The organism is Billgrantia sp. Q4P2 (genome assembly GCF_052806135.1).
In genome coordinates this window covers 289,369-306,645 of the sequence record NZ_JBRBAI010000004.1, presented here as the reverse complement: position 1 = coordinate 306,645, position 17,277 = coordinate 289,369, and the positions used below count along the sequence as shown (strand labels likewise).

18 protein-coding genes are annotated in these 17,277 nt (G+C 63.0%); 3 read left to right on the top strand and 15 right to left on the bottom strand.

Annotated elements, in window-relative coordinates:
- Positions 1-69 precede the first annotated feature (69 nt).
- Both ACUY1T_RS09310 and ACUY1T_RS09305 read left to right on the top strand, forming a co-directional pair.
- Entirely contained in the window at positions 70-1,239 is a 1,170-nt protein-coding gene (locus ACUY1T_RS09310) for a hypothetical protein (RefSeq protein WP_446022104.1), read from the top strand.
- 10 nt (positions 1,240-1,249) lie between these two features.
- Complete coding sequence (locus ACUY1T_RS09305) at positions 1,250-2,491, top strand: DNA cytosine methyltransferase (RefSeq protein ID WP_446022102.1); 1,242 nt, start codon at positions 1,250-1,252, stop codon at positions 2,489-2,491.
- A 1-nt stretch (position 2,492) separates the two neighbouring features.
- On the opposite strand, the gene ruvX is transcribed toward ACUY1T_RS09305, so the two are convergent.
- From ruvX to gshB, 4 genes are all read right to left on the bottom strand, one after another.
- Positions 2,493-2,942 (bottom strand): Holliday junction resolvase RuvX, encoded by a 450-nt coding sequence (ruvX, locus tag ACUY1T_RS09300; protein ID WP_446022100.1) that lies wholly within the window; start codon positions 2,940-2,942, stop codon positions 2,493-2,495.
- Positions 2,943-3,101: 159 nt separating this feature from the next.
- Positions 3,102-3,674 (bottom strand): YqgE/AlgH family protein, encoded by a 573-nt coding sequence (locus ACUY1T_RS09295; protein WP_446022098.1) that lies wholly within the window; start codon positions 3,672-3,674, stop codon positions 3,102-3,104.
- A 28-nt stretch (positions 3,675-3,702) separates the two neighbouring features.
- Positions 3,703-4,611 (bottom strand): TonB family protein, encoded by a 909-nt coding sequence (locus ACUY1T_RS09290; RefSeq protein WP_446022096.1) that lies wholly within the window; start codon positions 4,609-4,611, stop codon positions 3,703-3,705.
- 34 nt (positions 4,612-4,645) lie between these two features.
- Positions 4,646-5,623 carry a glutathione synthase gene (gshB, locus tag ACUY1T_RS09285; RefSeq protein ID WP_446022094.1) on the bottom strand — a complete coding sequence of 326 codons (978 nt, stop codon included), beginning with the start codon at positions 5,621-5,623 and terminating at the stop codon, positions 4,646-4,648.
- Positions 5,624-5,790: 167 nt separating this feature from the next.
- On the opposite strand from gshB, the gene ACUY1T_RS09280 reads away from it, so the two are divergent.
- Positions 5,791-6,336 (top strand): VOC family protein, encoded by a 546-nt coding sequence (locus ACUY1T_RS09280; protein ID WP_446022092.1) that lies wholly within the window; start codon positions 5,791-5,793, stop codon positions 6,334-6,336.
- A gap of 11 nt (positions 6,337-6,347) precedes the next feature.
- Here the strand turns inward: ACUY1T_RS09280 and ACUY1T_RS09275 are convergent, their stop codons facing one another.
- The 11 genes from ACUY1T_RS09275 to ACUY1T_RS09225 all read right to left on the bottom strand — a co-directional run bounded on the left by ACUY1T_RS09275 (position 6,348) and on the right by ACUY1T_RS09225 (position 17,270).
- Positions 6,348-7,094: a CvfB family protein gene (locus tag ACUY1T_RS09275; protein WP_446022090.1), complete on the bottom strand. Its 747-nt coding sequence runs from the start codon at positions 7,092-7,094 to the stop codon at positions 6,348-6,350.
- A gap of 104 nt (positions 7,095-7,198) precedes the next feature.
- Positions 7,199-8,776 (bottom strand): aldehyde dehydrogenase (NADP(+)), encoded by a 1,578-nt coding sequence (locus tag ACUY1T_RS09270; RefSeq protein ID WP_446022088.1) that lies wholly within the window; start codon positions 8,774-8,776, stop codon positions 7,199-7,201.
- A gap of 80 nt (positions 8,777-8,856) precedes the next feature.
- On the bottom strand, positions 8,857-9,612 hold the full coding sequence (locus tag ACUY1T_RS09265; protein WP_446022086.1) for a FadR/GntR family transcriptional regulator: 756 nt from the start codon (positions 9,610-9,612) through the stop codon (positions 8,857-8,859).
- A gap of 45 nt (positions 9,613-9,657) precedes the next feature.
- Complete coding sequence (locus ACUY1T_RS09260) at positions 9,658-10,455, bottom strand: NAD-dependent epimerase/dehydratase family protein (RefSeq protein ID WP_446022084.1); 798 nt, start codon at positions 10,453-10,455, stop codon at positions 9,658-9,660.
- Positions 10,456-10,481: 26 nt separating this feature from the next.
- The gene (locus ACUY1T_RS09255; RefSeq protein ID WP_446022445.1) at positions 10,482-11,345 is read right to left on the bottom strand and encodes an amidohydrolase family protein; all 864 of its coding nucleotides are present in this window, start codon (positions 11,343-11,345) and stop codon (positions 10,482-10,484) included.
- A 5-nt stretch (positions 11,346-11,350) separates the two neighbouring features.
- On the bottom strand, positions 11,351-12,487 hold the full coding sequence (locus ACUY1T_RS09250; RefSeq protein WP_446022082.1) for a mandelate racemase/muconate lactonizing enzyme family protein: 1,137 nt from the start codon (positions 12,485-12,487) through the stop codon (positions 11,351-11,353).
- A 34-nt stretch (positions 12,488-12,521) separates the two neighbouring features.
- Positions 12,522-13,802 carry a TRAP transporter large permease gene (locus ACUY1T_RS09245; protein WP_446022080.1) on the bottom strand — a complete coding sequence of 427 codons (1,281 nt, stop codon included), beginning with the start codon at positions 13,800-13,802 and terminating at the stop codon, positions 12,522-12,524.
- Position 13,803: 1 nt separating this feature from the next.
- A complete protein-coding gene (locus tag ACUY1T_RS09240) occupies positions 13,804-14,343 on the bottom strand; it encodes a TRAP transporter small permease (RefSeq protein ID WP_446022078.1) in 540 nt (179 codons plus the stop codon).
- A gap of 58 nt (positions 14,344-14,401) precedes the next feature.
- The gene (locus tag ACUY1T_RS09235) at positions 14,402-15,394 is read right to left on the bottom strand and encodes a TRAP transporter substrate-binding protein (RefSeq protein WP_446022076.1); all 993 of its coding nucleotides are present in this window, start codon (positions 15,392-15,394) and stop codon (positions 14,402-14,404) included.
- A gap of 49 nt (positions 15,395-15,443) precedes the next feature.
- Positions 15,444-16,361, bottom strand: a complete 918-nt coding sequence (kdgD, locus tag ACUY1T_RS09230) for a 5-dehydro-4-deoxyglucarate dehydratase (protein WP_446022074.1) — start codon at positions 16,359-16,361, stop codon at positions 15,444-15,446.
- A 177-nt stretch (positions 16,362-16,538) separates the two neighbouring features.
- Complete coding sequence (locus ACUY1T_RS09225; RefSeq protein ID WP_446022073.1) at positions 16,539-17,270, bottom strand: 16S rRNA (uracil(1498)-N(3))-methyltransferase; 732 nt, start codon at positions 17,268-17,270, stop codon at positions 16,539-16,541.
- Positions 17,271-17,277: the final 7 nt, after the last annotated feature.

Sequence of the window (17,277 nt, the reverse complement as noted above, 5' to 3'; positions counted from 1 at the left end):
GTCAGGCTATAATATAAGAATAGCTTTTATGCAAGCACATCGCACCTTGGGCAATGTCATAGGCAGAGAATGAAATTTTATACCGTAAGGCGCCACAAGGAAGTAAGCTATTTAACAAAAGTTTTTACCGATAGCGGCATCGAGATCAAAAGCGCACCCAGCCCGAACAAGGCTCCTTTTATTTTTGATGTAAGACTGCCTGATGGCAGTGAGTACAAATTGATTTGCTATGCTTTTAGTGCAAACAAATATAATCAAGGCTCTCGACCTGACGACGAACATAGATTTCAAGTAAAATATGGCAGTAATTTTAAAACTTACCACAGGCTGCATATTTCAAAAAAGAAGCCGAGCGAAATCACGCTCATGTTTGGCATACATTTTGAGCGCGACTTAATCATTGCCGTTGACCCATCCATGCATGAGGTAACTTGGTTTTCTAAATCAATCGAATTTAAGGAAGCAGATTTAGATACTACTGCTATAACACGATGGCATGGATGGGAGCGGCAAAGAGTCGTCGAAGGAAGAAGAAAACTTCCCTTGGAAGAAGAAAGCTTAAAGATTGAAACTCTCCTTGGGCTAGGACCAGAAAATTTTATCACATATATAAAACTGGAAGCAGTTGCTGGAGGTTTGGACTCAGGAACCCGCCTGCAAATAATAGATTATGTAAATCAGGGACTACAACCATCTGACGCCGCAGCTAAGGTGGTAGAGAGATCCGTTATTGACCTTGAAGATGAAATGGGACTTGACATAAAGGAAATCGCCGATGAAGTAAGCAAGGCCTTTCGCCTCAAAGTGGCTCTTCGTGGGAGCATTGCTGAGAGACACTTGGCTAAATTCATGCAAAGCGTGCCCGGAGTCAACCGCGTCGAAAGGCTTGATCTAGATGGACAACCAGATCTTATAGTGAACTACAAGGGCTCGAACTATTCTATCGAGTGTAAAAATGTCTTAAGAAGAAAACCAAAGTCGGGCTTCCCAAAAGTCGACTTTCAAAAAACACGCGCATCCAAAAACAATCCGTGCAGCAGATATTATTCTCGTGATCAGTTTGATATTTTGGCAGCATGCTTGGAACCGGTAACGGAAGCATGGGAATTCAGATTCTGCCCTGTTTTTATGTTAGAAAGCCATATGACATGCAAGGGAAAGCTCAGTCATCGTGTATTTGTTGATACACGTTGGGAAAATTCAGCCGAGTCTGTTCTAGACATTCTAGCGTCTAGATAAGAGTAATTTTATGGATTCCAAGCGTACTTATAAAGCCATTAGCCTTTACACTGGTGCCGGTGGTTTAGATTATGGCTTCGAGGCAGCAGGATTTGAAACGTCTATAGCACTAGAGTCTGATCCCTGGTGTTGCAAAACTCTTAGGAAAAATCGACACTGGGAAGTTATCGAAAAATCGATCTTCGACATCGACGCCTCAGATTTAGTTATAGCATCAGGAATGAGAAAAGGAGAGGCTGATATTTTAATAGGCGGCCCTCCTTGCCAACCATTTTCCAAGTCTGGATTTTGGGCAACAGGTGACTCTAAAAGACTCTTGGACGAGCGGGCCGGAACCCTAGAATCTTACTTTAAAGTTCTAGATTCGTCATTACCTAAAAGCTTTCTTCTAGAGAATGTCCCCGGGCTCACCTTTAATGGAAAATCAGAAGGAATAGATCTAATAAACCGACTGATAAGAGAGATAAACGTCCGCAACGGCACTTCTTACAACTTCAGCGTTATGCAACTAAACGCGGCAGATTATGGTGTGCCTCAGCAGCGCGAAAGAGTTTTTATCATCGGCTCAAGAGATGGAATTAATTTCAACTTCCCTGAGCGAAAGTATTCGCAAAATTGGCAGGGCGAATTTTCCCACTTCACTGCCTGGGATGCTATTGGCGATATTTCAATCTCTAGAAAAGACTTGCAAGACTTAAAAATGTCTGGCAAATGGGCCGACCTTCTCAAATCCATACCTGAAGGTTACAATTATTTATACCATACAGAGAGAGGAGAAGGTGAAGCGCTTTTTGGATGGAGAAGAAGATATTGGAATTTTCTATTAAAATTAGCCAAAGAACGTCCAGCATGGACCATACAGGCGCAACCAGGACCTGCGACAGGGCCTTTTCACTGGGATAATAGAAAACTTAGTATAATCGAACTCAGTCGATTGCAAACATTTCCTCATGATGTTGAGATAATTGGGAATTTTCGTGAAGCGCAGCGTCAAGTTGGTAATGCAGTGCCCTCTCTGCTAGCAGAAGTACTGGCTCGCGAGATTAGCGTCCAGCTGCTTGGAAGAAGTTCTTATGATGATGCTCTTACTCTTCTTCCTATGCGAAAAAGGCCGATTCCTCCCCCTACTCCCATCAGCCCTGTTGATGAAAAATATCTTAAGCTCAGGGGGGCACACGAACCTCACCCAGGCACAGGTCTAGGTAATAGAGCTAAATTGACCCAAAATATTCTGAACGAAAGTTTATTTTGACTCAACGCGACGGCAGGCCCTCCCGGAGGGCGAACCAGCTCTCCAGGATCAGCACCGCCGCGATGCCGTCGACGCCCTCGTCGCGGTAGCTCTTGCCGGGGTTGCGCAGCAACCCCGATTCGCGGGCGATGGCCTTGGCCTCTCGCGTGGAGCCGCGCTCGTCGACCATCTCGCAGGGCTTGCCGTAGCGGCCATAGAGGCGCTTGCCGAACTTGCGCGCACGCAAGCTCATCTCCGACTCGCTGCCGTCCATGTTGAGCGGCAGCCCCACCACGAACAGGTCCGGCTGCCACTCCTCGACCAGCCGCGTGACGACGTTCCAGTCGGGAATACCGTCGCGGGCCGGCAGCGGCTCGAGCTGGCGAGCGCTGGAGAGCAGTTCGTTGCCCACCGCCACGCCGATACGGCGGGTGCCGAAATCGAAGGCCAGGATCAGGCGCTGGCCGGACATCTTGCCCCCTCGACCCCACATTCGATGCTGCTACGCGACGAACGAAGGCCAGACAAGGCGCTCAGAGGCAAGGAAGCGGAGCTTACTTGGGTGTAAATGAGCATTTCTTGTCTCTGAGCAACGCAGTATGGCCGAATGCAGGCCGTTGCAGCGCGAATGTCACGAGTGCCCGGCTTCCCGCGACATCAAGTTGAGATCCACGCCGAGGATGCCGGCGGCGGCGCTCAGGCGCTGCTCCGGCGGCACCTTGAACAGGATGTCGCCCTCCGCCTCGACGGTGAGCCAGGCGTTGTCCTTGAGCTCCTGCTCGAGTTGGCCCGCCTCCCAGCCGGCACAGCCCAGGCACACCAGGAACTCCTCCGGCCCGTTGCCGGCGGCCAGCGCCAGCAGGATGTCCATGGAGGTGGTCAGGGCGATGTCATCGTCCACCTGGATACTGGAATCCCAAGGCTCGCTGGAGCCCCGGTGCAGGATGAAGCCGCGATCCTTGTGGGTCGGGCCGCCGTAGTAGACCGGCGCACTGCGATGCGGGCTCTCCTCACCGTCGAGTTCGAGCTGTTCGAACAACGCATCCAGGGTGATCTCCAGCGGCCGATTGACGATCACGCCCATGGTGCCGTTCTCGTCGTGGTCACAGAGATAGCTGAGGGTGCCGGCAAAGTTGGGATCTTCCAGATGCGGCATCGCCAGCAGAAAATGATGTCTCAAGCCTAGGTTTTGCACGGATTGCATGGGACTCCCGGGCGGCGAACCAATGACCCTAGCGCACGCCAAAATGATTACCTTCCCCGAACCGCCAGACGCGGGTGATGGAGAGACTGTCCAGTTCCCCCATGGTGCTGTCGAAGGGCCGGTAGGGCCCGGCACCGTGCACGGTATCCAGTGCCGCCTGATCGAGTTCGGTATGTCCTGAGGATTGTACCACCTCCGCCTGGCGAAGCTGACCATCTCGTCCGATCACCACGCGAATGCGCAACTGGCCGTGCAGGTGGATCGGGGCGGGATGGACGCGGTTGCCGTAATCCTCGACGCGCCGTGTCCAGTCGTCGATGTAGCGCGCCTCGGCAGCGCGCTGGGCCGCCGAGCGTGGCGAGTCGTCGGCCGAACCGGCGAGGCCGGCGTCGAGCCCCTGCTGACGAATGCTGCTGGTGGCCTGGGCCAGCAGGTCACGCCCCGAGGCCGAAGGCGCTGCGGCGGTCGGCGCCGAGGGCGATTCCGACGCTTGGGGCTCACTCTCGCGCGGTTCCGGTGCTTCGCTGGCCTGCTCGGATTCGGCAGGCGCCTCCGCGGCGGGCTCGGTCGCAAGACGCTCAGCCGTCTCGGCATCTGCCGGCGTGGCCGGCTCCACGGTGCTTTCCGCCGCCTCGAGTACGGGTAGCTCGTCCAGCGGTGCCGCCCGGCGCTCGGCAGGCGTTTCCTCGGCCTGCTCACCAGCCGCCTGCTGGTCCGCCTCGGCGATGGCCTCGGCCTCCACCGGCGCCTCCGCCGGGCGCGTCACCAGCACCACGTCCAGGCTCGTGCGCTCGGCCGGCGCCGGGGCAAACTGCCAGCTCGCCACCACGCCGATCAGCAGCAGGTGCAGCAGCAGCGCAGCCGACAACGCCAGCCAGCGGCGGTAGGGCCGCGTGACCGGAGCGTAGTGGATCGGGTCGCTGACTGAGACCACCATGGGCGGACTCGTTCCTCCTCGTGTTGCGCGATGCCTAGGCGCGCCGGGCCAGACGCCGCTCGATGGCATCCATCAGCAGGCCGGCGATGTCGGTGCCGCGCTGGTCGTCGATCTCACGCACGCAGGTGGGGCTCGTCACGTTGATTTCGGTGATGTAGTCACCAATCACGTCGAGCCCGACGAACATCAGCCCCTTCTCACGGATCATCGGCTGGACCTGCTCGATCAGCCAGTGGTCGCGCGCGGTCAGTTCGCGGCTGACGCCGGTGCCGCCGGCGGCCAGGTTGCCGCGGGTCTCGCCGGCCATGGGCACCCGGGCCAGGCCGAAGGGTACCGGCTCGCCGTCCACCAGCAGGATGCGGGTATCGCCGTCCTTGATCTCGGGAATGTAGCGCTGGGCCATGATCTGGCGCTGGCCGCGCTCGGTCAGCGTCTCGATGATGGCGCCCAGGTTCCTGCCCTCGGGCTGCACGTGGAAGATCCCGCTGCCGCCCATGCCGTCCAGCGGCTTGAAGATCACGTCCCGGTGCTCGGCGTGGAAGGCGCGCAACACCGCCTCGCTGCAGGAGACCACCGTCGGCGTGCAGCACTGCGGGAACTGCTGGGCGAACAGCTTCTCGTTGCACTCCAGCAGCGCCCGCGTGGGATTGACCACCAGCACGCCCTCGCGTTCCGCAAAGCCCAGCAGATGCACGGCATTGAGGAAGTGCGCGTCGACCGGAGGATCCTTGCGCATCAGGATCACGTCGAGTTCGGCCAGCGGATGCTCTTCGGGCGCCCCCAGCGCATACCAGTCGTCCGGATTGCGGAAGGCGGTGAGGTCGCGCATGCGCGCATGGGCGCGGCCATCGCGCAGGTAGAGATCCTCCTGCTCCATGTAGTGCAGCGACCAGCCACGCTGCTGGGCCGCCCACAGCATGGCCAGGGTGGTGTCCTTCTTGTAGGTGAGATGGGCGATGGAGTCCATCACCACCCCCACCCGCAGGGATCGTGCGCTCGTCTGTCGGCTCATCGGCAGCGTTCCATCATGATCGGGGAAATGAGCGCAGTATGACGCAGGCTTCCCGGCAACACCAAGGCGGCTTGACACGGCACAGGGGTGCCTCTATTTTTAGTTTCAAATGAAACTAAAAATAGAGCAGACCCTGACGCTCCCAGCCCACCACCGCGAGCCCCGTCATGATCCAGATCCAGCAGATTCACCACGTCGCCTATCGCTGCCGCGACGCCAAGGAAACCGTCGAGTGGTACCAGGACAAGCTCAACATGGCGTTCCTGGTCGCCATCGCCGAGGACCGCGTGCCCTCCACCAAGGCGCCTGATCCCTACATGCACCTGTTCCTGGATGCCGGCAACGGCAATATCCTGGCCTTCTTCGAACTGCCCAATTCACCGGAGATGGGGCGCGACCCCAACACCCCCGAGTGGGTGCAGCACATCGCCTTCCGCGTGGCCGACGAGGCGGCCCTGCTTTCAGCGAAGGAAGAACTGGAGAGCAAGGGTGTCGAAGTGATCGGCCCCACCGAGCACGGCATCATCCGCTCGATCTACTTCTTCGATCCCAACGGCCATCGCCTGGAGCTGACCTACGTGAAGGGCACGCCGGAGCAGATGCGGCAGCTCAAGGCAGTGGCACCGGCGATGGTCGAAGAGTGGTCGAAGACCAAGCGTGCGCCCAAGCACGCCGCTTGGCTGCACGAAGAGGAGTTCAAGGCGCTCGACTGAGCGCCCTTCTGTTAGCCCGGGTCGGACGTAGCGCCGGGCACCAGGCGGATACCGTGCGCCTCGATGACGATCAGGCGCCGCTTGTAGAGCCGCCCGATGGCCTGCTTGAAGGCGTTCTTGCTCACGCCCAGGCGCGCCTTGATCGCGGCAGCGTCGCTGCTGTCGGAGAGTGGCAGGTAGCCGCCGCTCTCACGCAGCGCCCTGAGCACCTGATCGCCCACCACGTCGAGGCGTGCCGAACCCGGCGGCAGCAGCGAGAGATCCAGCCGCCCGTCGTCGCGCACCCGCTTCACGTAGCCCTTGACCCGCTGGCCACGCCGTAGCGGCCGGGTGACGTCGTCGCGATAGAGCAGCCCCCAGAAGCGATGATCGACCACCGCCTTGTAGCCGAGGTCGGTGGCGTCGGCGACGACCAGCTCCACCTCGTCGCCCGGCGCCAGCCCCGTCGCCTCGTCCTGGACGAAGCGGTCGAGCTTCTGCGAGGCCACCGGGCGCCCCTGCTGATCCTCGTAGAGCCGCACCAGCACGCGCTTGCCCGGCGTGGGGCGGAAGCGCTGTTCGCCGAAGGGCAGCAACACGTCCCGCACATGCCCCCAGTCGAGGAAGGCGCCGGTCTCGTTGACCGTGACCACCTCCAGGTAAGCCACCTCGCCCACCTGGGCCTTGGGCGTGCGCGAAGCGCGTTCACGCTGACGGTCCGATGAGGGCCTTGGAGAATTCGGGCGACCCTGGCGACGGTCGTTGGGAGAAGAGGCCATGAACAGCTCCGCAGGTGGGTAGGGAGCCATTATGGCAAATGCGGGAGAAAAAAGGCGGCCCGAAGGCCGCCAAAGGTTCCAGGGAGATAGGAGAGAGGGAAGCGCTACACCTCGCGCTTGCCGTCTACGAGTCGGCTCACGCCCCAGGGGTTGCCGTCGCGCAGCGGCTCCGGCAGCAGCCCTTGCGGCAGCGCCTGGTAGCACACCGGGCGCAGGAAGCGGAAGATCGCCGCGCTGCCCACCGAGGTGGTGCGGCTGTCGGAGGTCGCCGGGTAGGGCCCGCCGTGGACCATGGCGTGACACACCTCGACGCCCGTCGGCCAGCCGTTGGCCAGAATGCGACCCGCCTTGCGCTCGAGGATCGGCAGCAGGGCTTTCGCCGCGTCCAGGTCGCCGTCGTCCATCTGCAGGGTGGCGGTGAGCTGGCCTTCGAGCTGGGCCGCGACCTGGCGCACTTCCTCCAGGTCGGCGCACTCGATCACCAGCGAGGTGGCGCCGAACACCTCCTCCTGCAGCTCGGGCTCGTTTAGGAAGTCCTGGGCGGCGGTGACGTAAAGCCCCGCCTGGCACGGATGGGCCGATTCGCCGGCCTGGCCGCGGGCCACTTCCCTGACCTTGCCGTTGCTCGAAAGCCGACCCACGCCCTGCTCGTAGGCCGCGTGGATGCCCGGGGTGAGCATGGTCTGGGCGCCGCTCTGCTTCACGGCCTCGCCCGCGGCCTCGACGAAGGCGGAAAGCTCGGGACCCTTCACCGCGATCACCAGGCCGGGGTTGGTGCAGAACTGCCCGGCGCCCATGTTGAGCGAGGCGACGAAGCCCTCGGCGAGCTGGGCACCGCGCGCCCTGAGCGCTTCGGGCAGCAGGAACACCGGGTTGATCGAGCTCATCTCGGCGTAGACCGGGATCGGCTGGGGGCGGGCCTGGGCGGTCTTCATCAGCGCCGTGCCGCCACCGCGCGAGCCGGTGAAGCCCACCGCCTGGATGCGCGGATCGCTGACCAGCGCCTGGCCGATCTCGCTGCCCGAGCCGAACAGCAGCGAGAACACCCCTTCGGGCAGGTCGCGCTTCTCCACGGCGCGCTGTACCGCGCGACCGACCAGCTCGGAAGTACCGGGGTGGGCCGAGTGGCCCTTGACGACTACCGGGCAGCCGGCGGCCAGCGCCGAGGCGGTATCGCCGCCGGCCACCGAGAAGGCCAGCGGGAAGTTGCTGGCGCCGAACACCGCGACGGGGCCGAGCGGGATGTGACGCTGGCGCAGGTCGGCGCGGGGCATCGGCTCGCGCTCGGGCAGGGCCGGGTCGAGGCGCACGTCGAGCCACTCGCCGGCACGCACCACATTGGCGAACAGGCGCAGCTGGCCGCAGGTACGGCCGCGCTCGCCTTCCAGGCGCGCCCGGGGCAGGCCGGTCTCGGCGATGGCGCGCTCGATCAACTCGTCGCCGATGGCCTCGATCTCGCCGGCCACGGTCTCGAGGAACGCCGCGCGCTGCTCCAGCGTGGTCTCGCGGTAAGTGCCGAAGGCCGCCTCGGCGAGCTGGCAGGCGCGCTCGACCTCGGCCTTGCTGCCGCCCGCGTAGGTGGGTTCCAGCGTCTCGCCGGTGGCGGGATTGACGGCGTGGATGGGCGTGGAACTGCCGCTGACGGCCTCGCGGCCGATCAGCATCTTGCCTTGAAGGGTCATGATGGCTCCTGTTCTCCGGTATCGCGTAGCCAGGAGAGCCGCTGGTTCAGGCTTCCTGGTACTTTTCAGGCTTCCGGTACCTAGGCTTCCTGGTACTTGGCGTACATGGTCCGCGCACGGTTGAGATGCTGGTACATCATCTCACGCGCTGCCTCGGGGTCACGGGCCAGGATCGCCTCGAGAATGTAGGTATGTTCTTCCTCGACCCGGGCCAGGTACTTGTCGGTGGCCGCGGTGTTGATCTCGATGCTCATCAGCTTGGCGCGGGGAATCACACCCTGGCTGAGCTGTTCGTAGAACATCTTGAAGAAAGGGTTCTTGGTGGCGGCGGCAATCGCATAGTGGAACTCGTAGTCTTCGACGCGCGCCTGGGACTTCGCCGCACGCGCCTCGATGAAGGCCGCATGCTTCTCCACGAGGATGTGTTCGTCCTCCTCGTCGTGCCGCTCGGCGGCCAGCGCCGCCGCCGCCGGCTCCAGGTTGAGCCGCAGCTCGAGCACATGCAGGATGTCCTCGACGGTGGTCGGGCTGATGCGTTTCGCCGGCATCGCCTCGACGCTGGTCGAACGCAGCACGGTGGTGCCGACGCCGCGGCGGGTCTCCACCAGCCCCAGCGACTTGAGATGGGTGATGGCCTCGCGGATCACCGTGCGGCTGACGCCGAAGACGTCGCACAGCCCATTCTCGGTCGGAAGCTTCTCACCCACGCCGATCCCTCCGTTGACGATCAGCGCCTCGAGCTGGTCGGCGACATGCAGGGAGAGGCTGCCTTCGCGTGAAAGCTTCTGGACTTTCAGTTGCTTGAAGTCGGCCGTGATATCGGATTTACCTGCCATATCGCCATCCATCGGTCATGGTTCGTGGTAAGGGTAGACTGCCCCTCAATCGTCGGGGTGCCCGGAGCTGGCAAAGGATCCGCCCTGGTAGATGACCGTCGGATCCGTGGGATCGAGATTCGCATCGAGCGCTTCCATTTCCTCGCGCCAGGGCTCCGAGCTGTCCTTCGGCACCCAGCCGAGAAAGGCGGCCTTGCTGTTGTCCCACCAGCGTTCGGCATTGTTCGAGAAGCCGTAGACCACCGTGCAGCCCAGGCGCGGGGTGACGATGGCACGCTGCACCAGGCTGATGAAATCCTCGGCGCTGAGCCAGATCGCCAGCTTGCGCGTATCGGTGGGCTTGGGGTGGCACCAGCCGATGCGCACGCTGAGCGTCTCGACGCCGAACTTGTCATGATACAGGCTGGCCAGGTCTTCGCCGAAACACTTGGTCACGCCGTAGAGCGAGTCGGGCCGATGCGGCACATCGGTGCCGATGCGCTGCGTACGCTCGTAGTATCCCGTGGCGTGGTTGGAGCTGGCGAAGATCACTCGCGGCTTGCCGTGGCGACGCACCGCCTCGTAGAGGTTGTAGGTACCGACGATGTTGGCCTGCAGCAGGCTCGCCCAGGGTTTCTCTACCGAGACACCGCCCAGGTGCACGATGGCATCGCAGCCCTGGACCAGCTCCATGACCGCCTCGGCATCGGCGAGATCGCACGGCATGAGCTCTTCATGGCTGGCCGCCTCGCCGAGGTCGGCGATGTCCGACAGCCGCACCGTACGCGCCAGCTTCGCCAGATGGGGGCGAATGATGTGGCCCATGCCACCGGCGGCTCCCGTTACCAACAGTCGATCGATCATGCATTTTCCTCCTTCGGACAAAGGGTTCAGAAGCCGTACAGGGAAGCGGGGTTGTCGACCAGGATCCGGCGGCGTGCCTCGGGCCCGGCCCACTCGAGCAGCACGTCGAGCTGCTCGGCATCATCGGGATAGCGCTCGCGCGGCACGCCGACGTGGGGCCAGTTCGAGCCCCAGATCACCCGCTCCGGGGCATGAGCGATGACGCGACGGGCGATGGCCCCGACGTCTTCGTAGCGCGGCCCGCCGGTTTCGCTGGTCTCATAGCCGCCACACAGCTTGAACCAGGCGTTGCCGCGATCGAGCAGCCGCAGGATGGCGTCGACGCGGCGATCGTCCGCCGGCACCGGCGGCATGAACTTGCCGATGTGGTCGATGATGTAGTCGCCTTCGAGGCGCTGCAGGCCGTCGAGGTAATCGTCCAGGTGCTGGCCGTTGAACTGCACCATCAGGTGCCAGCCCAGCGGGCGAACCAGGCGTTCGACCGCGGGCATGTCGGCGTGTGTCACGGCGCCACAAGGCAGGTTCATGATGCGCGCGCCACGCACGCCCAGGGCATGCCAGTCGCGCAGCGTTGCCTCTGCGGTACCGGGAGCCACTGCCACCACACCGCGCGCCGTTTCACTGCCCAATTGGCCGAGGGCTTCGAGCAACGCACCGTTGTCGAGCTGATAGGCGTTGGATTGGGTGACCACCACCCGCTCCAGTCCCAGGCGCGCCTGCACCCGGCGGTAATCCTCGACCGTCGCCAGCTCGGCGATGCCTGGCCCGCCGGGCTGGGCTGCAAAACCCGGCAGGTAGAGGTGCATGTGGCAGTCGGTGGCGCCGGGCGGTGCGGCCAGTCGCGGCGCCGGACCATCCAGCGGCCGGGTATTGGCGGGTATCGCTGTCACGTTCGTCATGCCTCCTCGAGGGCGAAGCGGGCGAGCGCCGCGCGGTCGATCTCGATGCCGAGCCCGGGCCCGTCCGGTATCGCCACCACGCCCCGGTCGTGCTCGATGGGTGTGGTCACCACCGCCTGGCGGAAGGGGTTCTCGGTGCGGTCGAACTCGAGAATCGGCTCGATCGGGTCGCGCCGCGGCGGGTTGGGCAGCAGCGCGGCCATGAACTGCAGGCTGGCGGCCAGGCACACCGCCGTGCCCCATACGTGCGGCACCAGACGCACGCCGTGCAGCGCCGCCATGTCCGCCACCCGGCGAATCTCGGTGAAGCCGCCGACGCCGCAGATGTCGGGCTGGACGATATCCACGGCGCGAGTCGCCAGCGGTTCGTGCATGGCATAGCGGCCGTGCCAGGTCTCGCCGCCGGCCACCGGGATCGGCTGATCGGCACGCACCGCCCGATAGGCCGAGACATGCTCGGGCAGCACCGGCTCCTCGAACCAGTCGATGCCGAACTTCGCCGCCCGCCGGCCCACTTCGACGGCTTCCAGAGTGTCGTAGCCGTGATTGGCGTCGATCATCAGGCGCATGTCAGGCCCGATCGACTCGCGCACCGCCTCGATGACGCGCAGGTCCTCCTCGACGTCGAAACCGATCTTGATCTTCACCGCGTGAAAGCCTTCGCGGCGGTAGCCCGCCACCTCGCGGGCGATGTCCTCGACCCGGTCGACGCCTTCCCGGCGGAAGGAACCGGTGGCGTAGGCCCGCACGCTGTCACGGAAGCGACCGCCGAGCAGGGTCGAGATCGGCACGCCGAAGCGCTTGCCCTTGATGTCCCACAGGGCGATGTCGATGCCGCTCAGGGCGGTCACGGTCAGGCCGCGCTGGCCCTGGTCGCGCAGTCGGTTGTAAAGCTCCAGCCAGAGCTTCTCGGTCTGCAGCGGGTCCTGGCCGATCAGCGCGGCACTGTAGGCCTTGACCACCGCCGCGTTGGGCTGGGCCGGCCCCAGGCACTCGCCCCAGCCGGTGGTGCCGTCGTCGCAGACGATCTCGACCAGGCAGTGCTGGCGCCGGGCGAAGTGCATCGAAGCGCTCTCGAAGGTGGTGTCGAGCACGTGGTCGAGGATATGAGTGTGTACGGCTGCAATTTTCATCATCGAGTCCGTTACGGTTCGGTCGAAAGGGTGCTCAGCGGAACAGCGCCGGCAGCGACAGCGAGACGGCCGGCACGTAGGTCACCAGCATCAGGGCGACGAACAGCGCTAGGTAGAAGGGCCAGATGGTGCGCACGGCCTCTTCGATCTTGATCTTGCCGATCACGCAGCCGACGAACAGGCAGGCCCCCACTGGCGGCGTGCACAGCCCCAGCCCCAGGTTCATCATCATGATGATGCCGAACTGGATCGGATCCATGCCGAACTGCATCGCCACCGGCAGGAAGATCGGCGTACAGATCAGGATCAGCGCCGCCATGTCCATGATCATGCCAAGCCCCAGCAACAGCAGGTTGAGCAGCAGGAAGATGACGATGGGCTTGTCGGAAAGCGCCATCAGCACGTCGGTCAGCAGCAGCGGCACGTTGTAGAGCGCCAGCAGGTAGGAGAACGCCGAGGCGCAGCCGACCAGGATCATCACCAGAGCAGTGGTCTTCACCGACTGCAGCACCGCCGCCTTGAACGAGGCCCAGCGCAGCTCGCGGTAGACCAGCGCGGTGACGACGATGGCGTAGATGGCACCGAAGGCCCCGGATTCGGTCACGGTGAGAATGCCCGACAGCACCCCGCCGACGATGATCACCGCCGTGAGCAGCCCCGGCAGGGCCGCGGCGAAGCTGAGGATGAGCACGTCCCAGCCGGGAAAGGTCTCGCCCTGATAGCCGCGCTTCACCGCCACCAGGTAGGCCGCCACGGCCAGCGTCAAGCACATCAGGATGCCCGGCACGATACCGGCGATGAACAGCTGGGTGACCGAAATGCCACCGCCGGCCGCCACGGCATAGAGAATCATGTTGTGGCTCGGGGGGATCACCACGCCGGCGACCGAGGAGGTCACCGTGACGTTGACGGCATAGTCGGCGTCGTAGCCCTTCTCCTTCATCACCGGCACCAGGATCGAACCAAGCGCCGAGGTATCGGCCACGGCCGAGCCCGAGATGCCGCCGAACAGCATCGAGGAGCTGACGTTGACGATGCCCAGTCCGCCGCGCATCTTGCCTACCGCAGCGGACGCCAGGCGCACCAGGCGGGCGGAGATCCCGCCGTGCAGCATCAGCTCGCCGGCAAAGATGAAGAACGGAATGGCCAGCAGCGAGAAGACCGAAATTCCCGACAGGATGCGCTGGAACGCCACGAACAGCGGCAGCCCCTCGTAGAGGAAGGTGGCCACGGCGGCCAGCCCCACGGCGAAGGCCACGGGGGCGCCTGCCACCAGGCCGAGAAAGAAGACACCGAACAGAATGGCCAGGCCCATGTCAGTTACCCTCGTTGGATTCGTTAGCGGTAATGCGCGACACGATATTGGCCACGGAGAACAGCACGATCAGCACGCCGCAGATCACCAGGGGCGCGGCGCGCCAGCTCTCGGCGAGGCGGATCATCGGTATCGCCCGCTCCAGGTTGGCCATCACCAGGCCCCAACCCTGGTAGGCCATGAAGGCGCCGAAGGCGATAACGAAGAGATCGGCGACATAGCGGAAGACCGTCCTGAAGGGCTCGGGCATGCCTTCGCGCACGAAGTCGATGCTCAAGTGGGAATTTCCCCTGACCCCAGCCGCGGCCCCCAGGCAGGTGATGTAGACCACCAGCAGCAGGGCAGCCTGCTCGACCCAGGTCGGCGTGTTGTTGAGGACGTAGCGGCCGAACACCAGCCAGCCGAAGATGGCGATGAGGAAGACGAGCATGACGCCCGCCACCGCCAGGCAAAGGTTGGCCAGGCCATCCAGTATCTTGCCGGTGATTTTCTTCAGGCGGGGAAGCGTCACGGCAGCCTCGACATCGACATAGGTTCTCATGGGCATAAGCCTCCTTCCCCCTTGGCGCACTGGCGCCAAGGGGGCATTGCAGCGAAGCTCAGTTCGAGTTCCGGATGGCGTTGACCAGGCTCTCGAGGTCGGGATTCGCCTCGATGAAGCCCGCATAAACCGGTCCCATGAGCTGCTGGAAGGCGGCCTTGTCCTCCACCTCGTTGACCTGGATGCCAGCGTCCAGCACGACCTGGCGGCTCGCCTCGGAGCCCTCGACCCACAGCTCACGCTGCATTGCCGAGGCCTTGATCGCCTCCTCGCGCACGATCTCCTGGTCCTCGGCGGAGAGCGCCTCCCAGCTCGCCCTGGCAATGCACAGGCACTCGGGAATGATCAAGTGTTCCGTGAGAGAGTAGTACTCGGCGGCCTCGTAGTGGTTGCTGGACTGGAAGGAGGGATAGTTGTTCTCCGCGCCGTCGAGCACGCCGGTCTTCAACGACTGATATACCTCACCATAGGCCATCGGCGTCGCGTTGCCGCCCAGCGCCTCGATCATGTCGACGTAGAGGTCGTTGTTCATGACCCGAATCTTCAGCCCCTGCACGTCCTCGGGCGTGCGGATGGGACGCTTGGTGTTGTAGAGGCTACGCTCACCGGAGTCGAACCAGGAGAGGGCCACCAGGTTCTTCTCGGCGAGGGCGTCGGCAAACTGCTGGCCGATCTCGCCATCCATGACCTCGTGCATGTGCTCGACGCTGCTGAAGATGAAGGGCAGCGAGAGTACGTTGGTCTCCGGCACGATGGGTCCCATCGGTCCCATGTTGAAGTTGGCGAAGTTCAGCACGCCATTGCGGGTCTGCTCGATGGCATCGGGCTGGTCGCCGAGCACGCCGTTATTGTAGACCTGGGCCGTGATGCGCCCTTCGGTACGCTCGGTCACATTCTCGGCGAAGGCTTCCAGCGCCACGGTGTTGGGATAGCCCGGCGGATGGATGTTCCAGCCGCGCCAGGTGTCGGCCTGCACCGGCAGCGCCATGGTCACCAGGGTGGCGGAAGCGGCAATGGCATAGAACGTCTTGGTTGTTGAGGTTGTTTTCATGACGTACTCCTCGCTGTTTTTCTAAGGTATGAGCTTACGTGGGTGGGTCTTACAACTGCTGTGCGATGCCGACGAGTTTTTCCAGCTGATTACGCTCCTCCGAAGTGGGCATGACCAGAGGGGCCCGGACACTCCCGGCCGGCCGGCCGATGATCTCCGCACCTGCCTTGATCAGGCTGACGGCATAGCCTGGCTTTCGATCCCTGAGATCCACGAAGGGAATGAAGAAGTCGTTGGTGATCCGCTTCACGACCTCGGCATTGCCCGCGCGGAGTTCCTGGTAGAACTTCACTGCCATGTCCGGCACGAAGTTGAACACGGCGGAGGAATAGGTATTCACCCCGATGGCGAGATAGGCCTCGGCGAAGATCTCGGCGGTGGGAACGCCACCCACGTAGACCAGGCGATCGCCAATGGTCTTGATGATCTTGTTCAGCGCCTGGATGTCGCCCTTGCCGTCCTTGAGGCCGATCAGGTTGGGGCAAGCATCGGCAAGCCGGCGGACCGCATCGACGTCGAGCACGCCGTTTCCGCGGTTGTAGTAGATGATATTGAGATCGGTCCAGTCGCATATCTCACGGGCATATTCCACCAAGCCGTCCTGAGGGCATTCGGTCAGGTAGGGCGGCATCAGCAGGATGCCATCGGCTCCCGCTTCTTCGGCGGCCTTGGCAAAGGCCTTGCCGCTGGCAACGCTCAGGCCCGAGCTGGCGATGACCGGGAGCCTGCCGGCGACGGTTTCCACGGCCACACGAACCACATCGCGGTACTCGTCGAGCGTGAGGTTGAAGAATTCACCCGTGCCGCCGGCGACGAACACGGCCGAGATATCGTGGCTGACGAACCACTCCAGACGACGACGGTAACTTTCGGCATCGAACCGCCCCTCCTTATCGAAATCGGTAATGGGGAAGGACAGCAATCCATCGCCCAAGGCTTCCATCACGGCTGCTCTGGAAAACTTCACGGAGACATCCTCTTGTTCATACATCGGCCCGTTGGAAGGCAACCCCTGTTGATCAGGAGACAACCTATCCCGCTAGTTGTCATACATCATACAACTTAAAAGGGAAAATGCGCGCCGGCAAGTCGTCCATGGACATTAGCGACTAAAGTTCAATGCCTAGGCTTGAGCGGCAGACGATCAGCCCAGATCGCCGAACCGGTACTGCAGCAGCGACAGCGCCACCACCGGGGCCGTCTCGGTGCGCAAGATGCGCGGGCCGAGGGAGAGCGGGGAGAAACCTGTGGCCGTGGCGGCCTCGACTTCGGCGGAGGAGAGGCCACCCTCGGGCCCGATCAGCAGGGCGACGGCGGCGGGAGGGCTGCTGCGCTCGAGGGCGCCTGCCGTACCGGGGTGCAGCACCAGGCGCAGGGGCTCGCTGCGATGGCCCAACCACTCGGCCAGGAGCAGGGGTGCATGAACGGTAGGCACCACGGCGCGGCCGCACTGTTCGCAGGCGCTGGCGGCCACCGCCTGCCAGTGGGCGAGCTTCTTCGCCTCGCGCTCGCCCTTGAGACGCACGTCGCCGTGCTCGGTATAGAGCGGCGTGATGGCGGCGACGCCAAGCTCGACGGCCTTCTGGATGGCGTAGTCCATGCGGTCGCCCTTGGAAATCGCCTGGCCCAGGTGCACCACCAGTGGCGATTCGCCACGGCCCGCCTCCACCGCCTCGATGCGCGCCACCACCCGCTTGCGGCTCGCCTCGACGAGCACCGCCCGGGCCTCGAGGCCGGCGCCGTCGAAGAGCCGCAGCGGTGCGCCTTCGCCCAGGCGCAGCACCCGCGCCACATGGCGCGCCTGCCCCTCGGGCAGAACGACGTCGCCGCCGACGGTGAAGTCGGCGGCGACGTGGATACGCGGACCCGATGACACGCAGCGC

What these genes read in the sequence shown, in the direction of transcription:
- ACUY1T_RS09310 (WP_446022104.1), top strand. Translation starts at nt 70, where the DNA reads ATGAAATTTTATACCGTAAGGCGCCACAAGGAAGTAAGCTATTTAACA.
- ACUY1T_RS09305 (WP_446022102.1), top strand. Translation starts at nt 1,250, where the DNA reads ATGGATTCCAAGCGTACTTATAAAGCCATTAGCCTTTACACTGGTGCC.
- ruvX (WP_446022100.1), bottom strand. Translation starts at nt 2,942, where the DNA reads ATGTCCGGCCAGCGCCTGATCCTGGCCTTCGATTTCGGCACCCGCCGT.
- ACUY1T_RS09295 (WP_446022098.1), bottom strand. Translation starts at nt 3,674, where the DNA reads ATGCAATCCGTGCAAAACCTAGGCTTGAGACATCATTTTCTGCTGGCG.
- ACUY1T_RS09290 (WP_446022096.1), bottom strand. Translation starts at nt 4,611, where the DNA reads ATGGTGGTCTCAGTCAGCGACCCGATCCACTACGCTCCGGTCACGCGG.
- gshB (WP_446022094.1), bottom strand. Translation starts at nt 5,623, where the DNA reads ATGAGCCGACAGACGAGCGCACGATCCCTGCGGGTGGGGGTGGTGATG.
- ACUY1T_RS09280 (WP_446022092.1), top strand. Translation starts at nt 5,791, where the DNA reads ATGATCCAGATCCAGCAGATTCACCACGTCGCCTATCGCTGCCGCGAC.
- ACUY1T_RS09275 (WP_446022090.1), bottom strand. Translation starts at nt 7,094, where the DNA reads ATGGCCTCTTCTCCCAACGACCGTCGCCAGGGTCGCCCGAATTCTCCA.
- ACUY1T_RS09270 (WP_446022088.1), bottom strand. Translation starts at nt 8,776, where the DNA reads ATGACCCTTCAAGGCAAGATGCTGATCGGCCGCGAGGCCGTCAGCGGC.
- ACUY1T_RS09265 (WP_446022086.1), bottom strand. Translation starts at nt 9,612, where the DNA reads ATGGCAGGTAAATCCGATATCACGGCCGACTTCAAGCAACTGAAAGTC.
- ACUY1T_RS09260 (WP_446022084.1), bottom strand. Translation starts at nt 10,455, where the DNA reads ATGATCGATCGACTGTTGGTAACGGGAGCCGCCGGTGGCATGGGCCAC.
- ACUY1T_RS09250 (WP_446022082.1), bottom strand. Translation starts at nt 12,487, where the DNA reads ATGAAAATTGCAGCCGTACACACTCATATCCTCGACCACGTGCTCGAC.
- ACUY1T_RS09245 (WP_446022080.1), bottom strand. Translation starts at nt 13,802, where the DNA reads ATGGGCCTGGCCATTCTGTTCGGTGTCTTCTTTCTCGGCCTGGTGGCA.
- ACUY1T_RS09240 (WP_446022078.1), bottom strand. Translation starts at nt 14,343, where the DNA reads ATGAGAACCTATGTCGATGTCGAGGCTGCCGTGACGCTTCCCCGCCTG.
- ACUY1T_RS09235 (WP_446022076.1), bottom strand. Translation starts at nt 15,394, where the DNA reads ATGAAAACAACCTCAACAACCAAGACGTTCTATGCCATTGCCGCTTCC.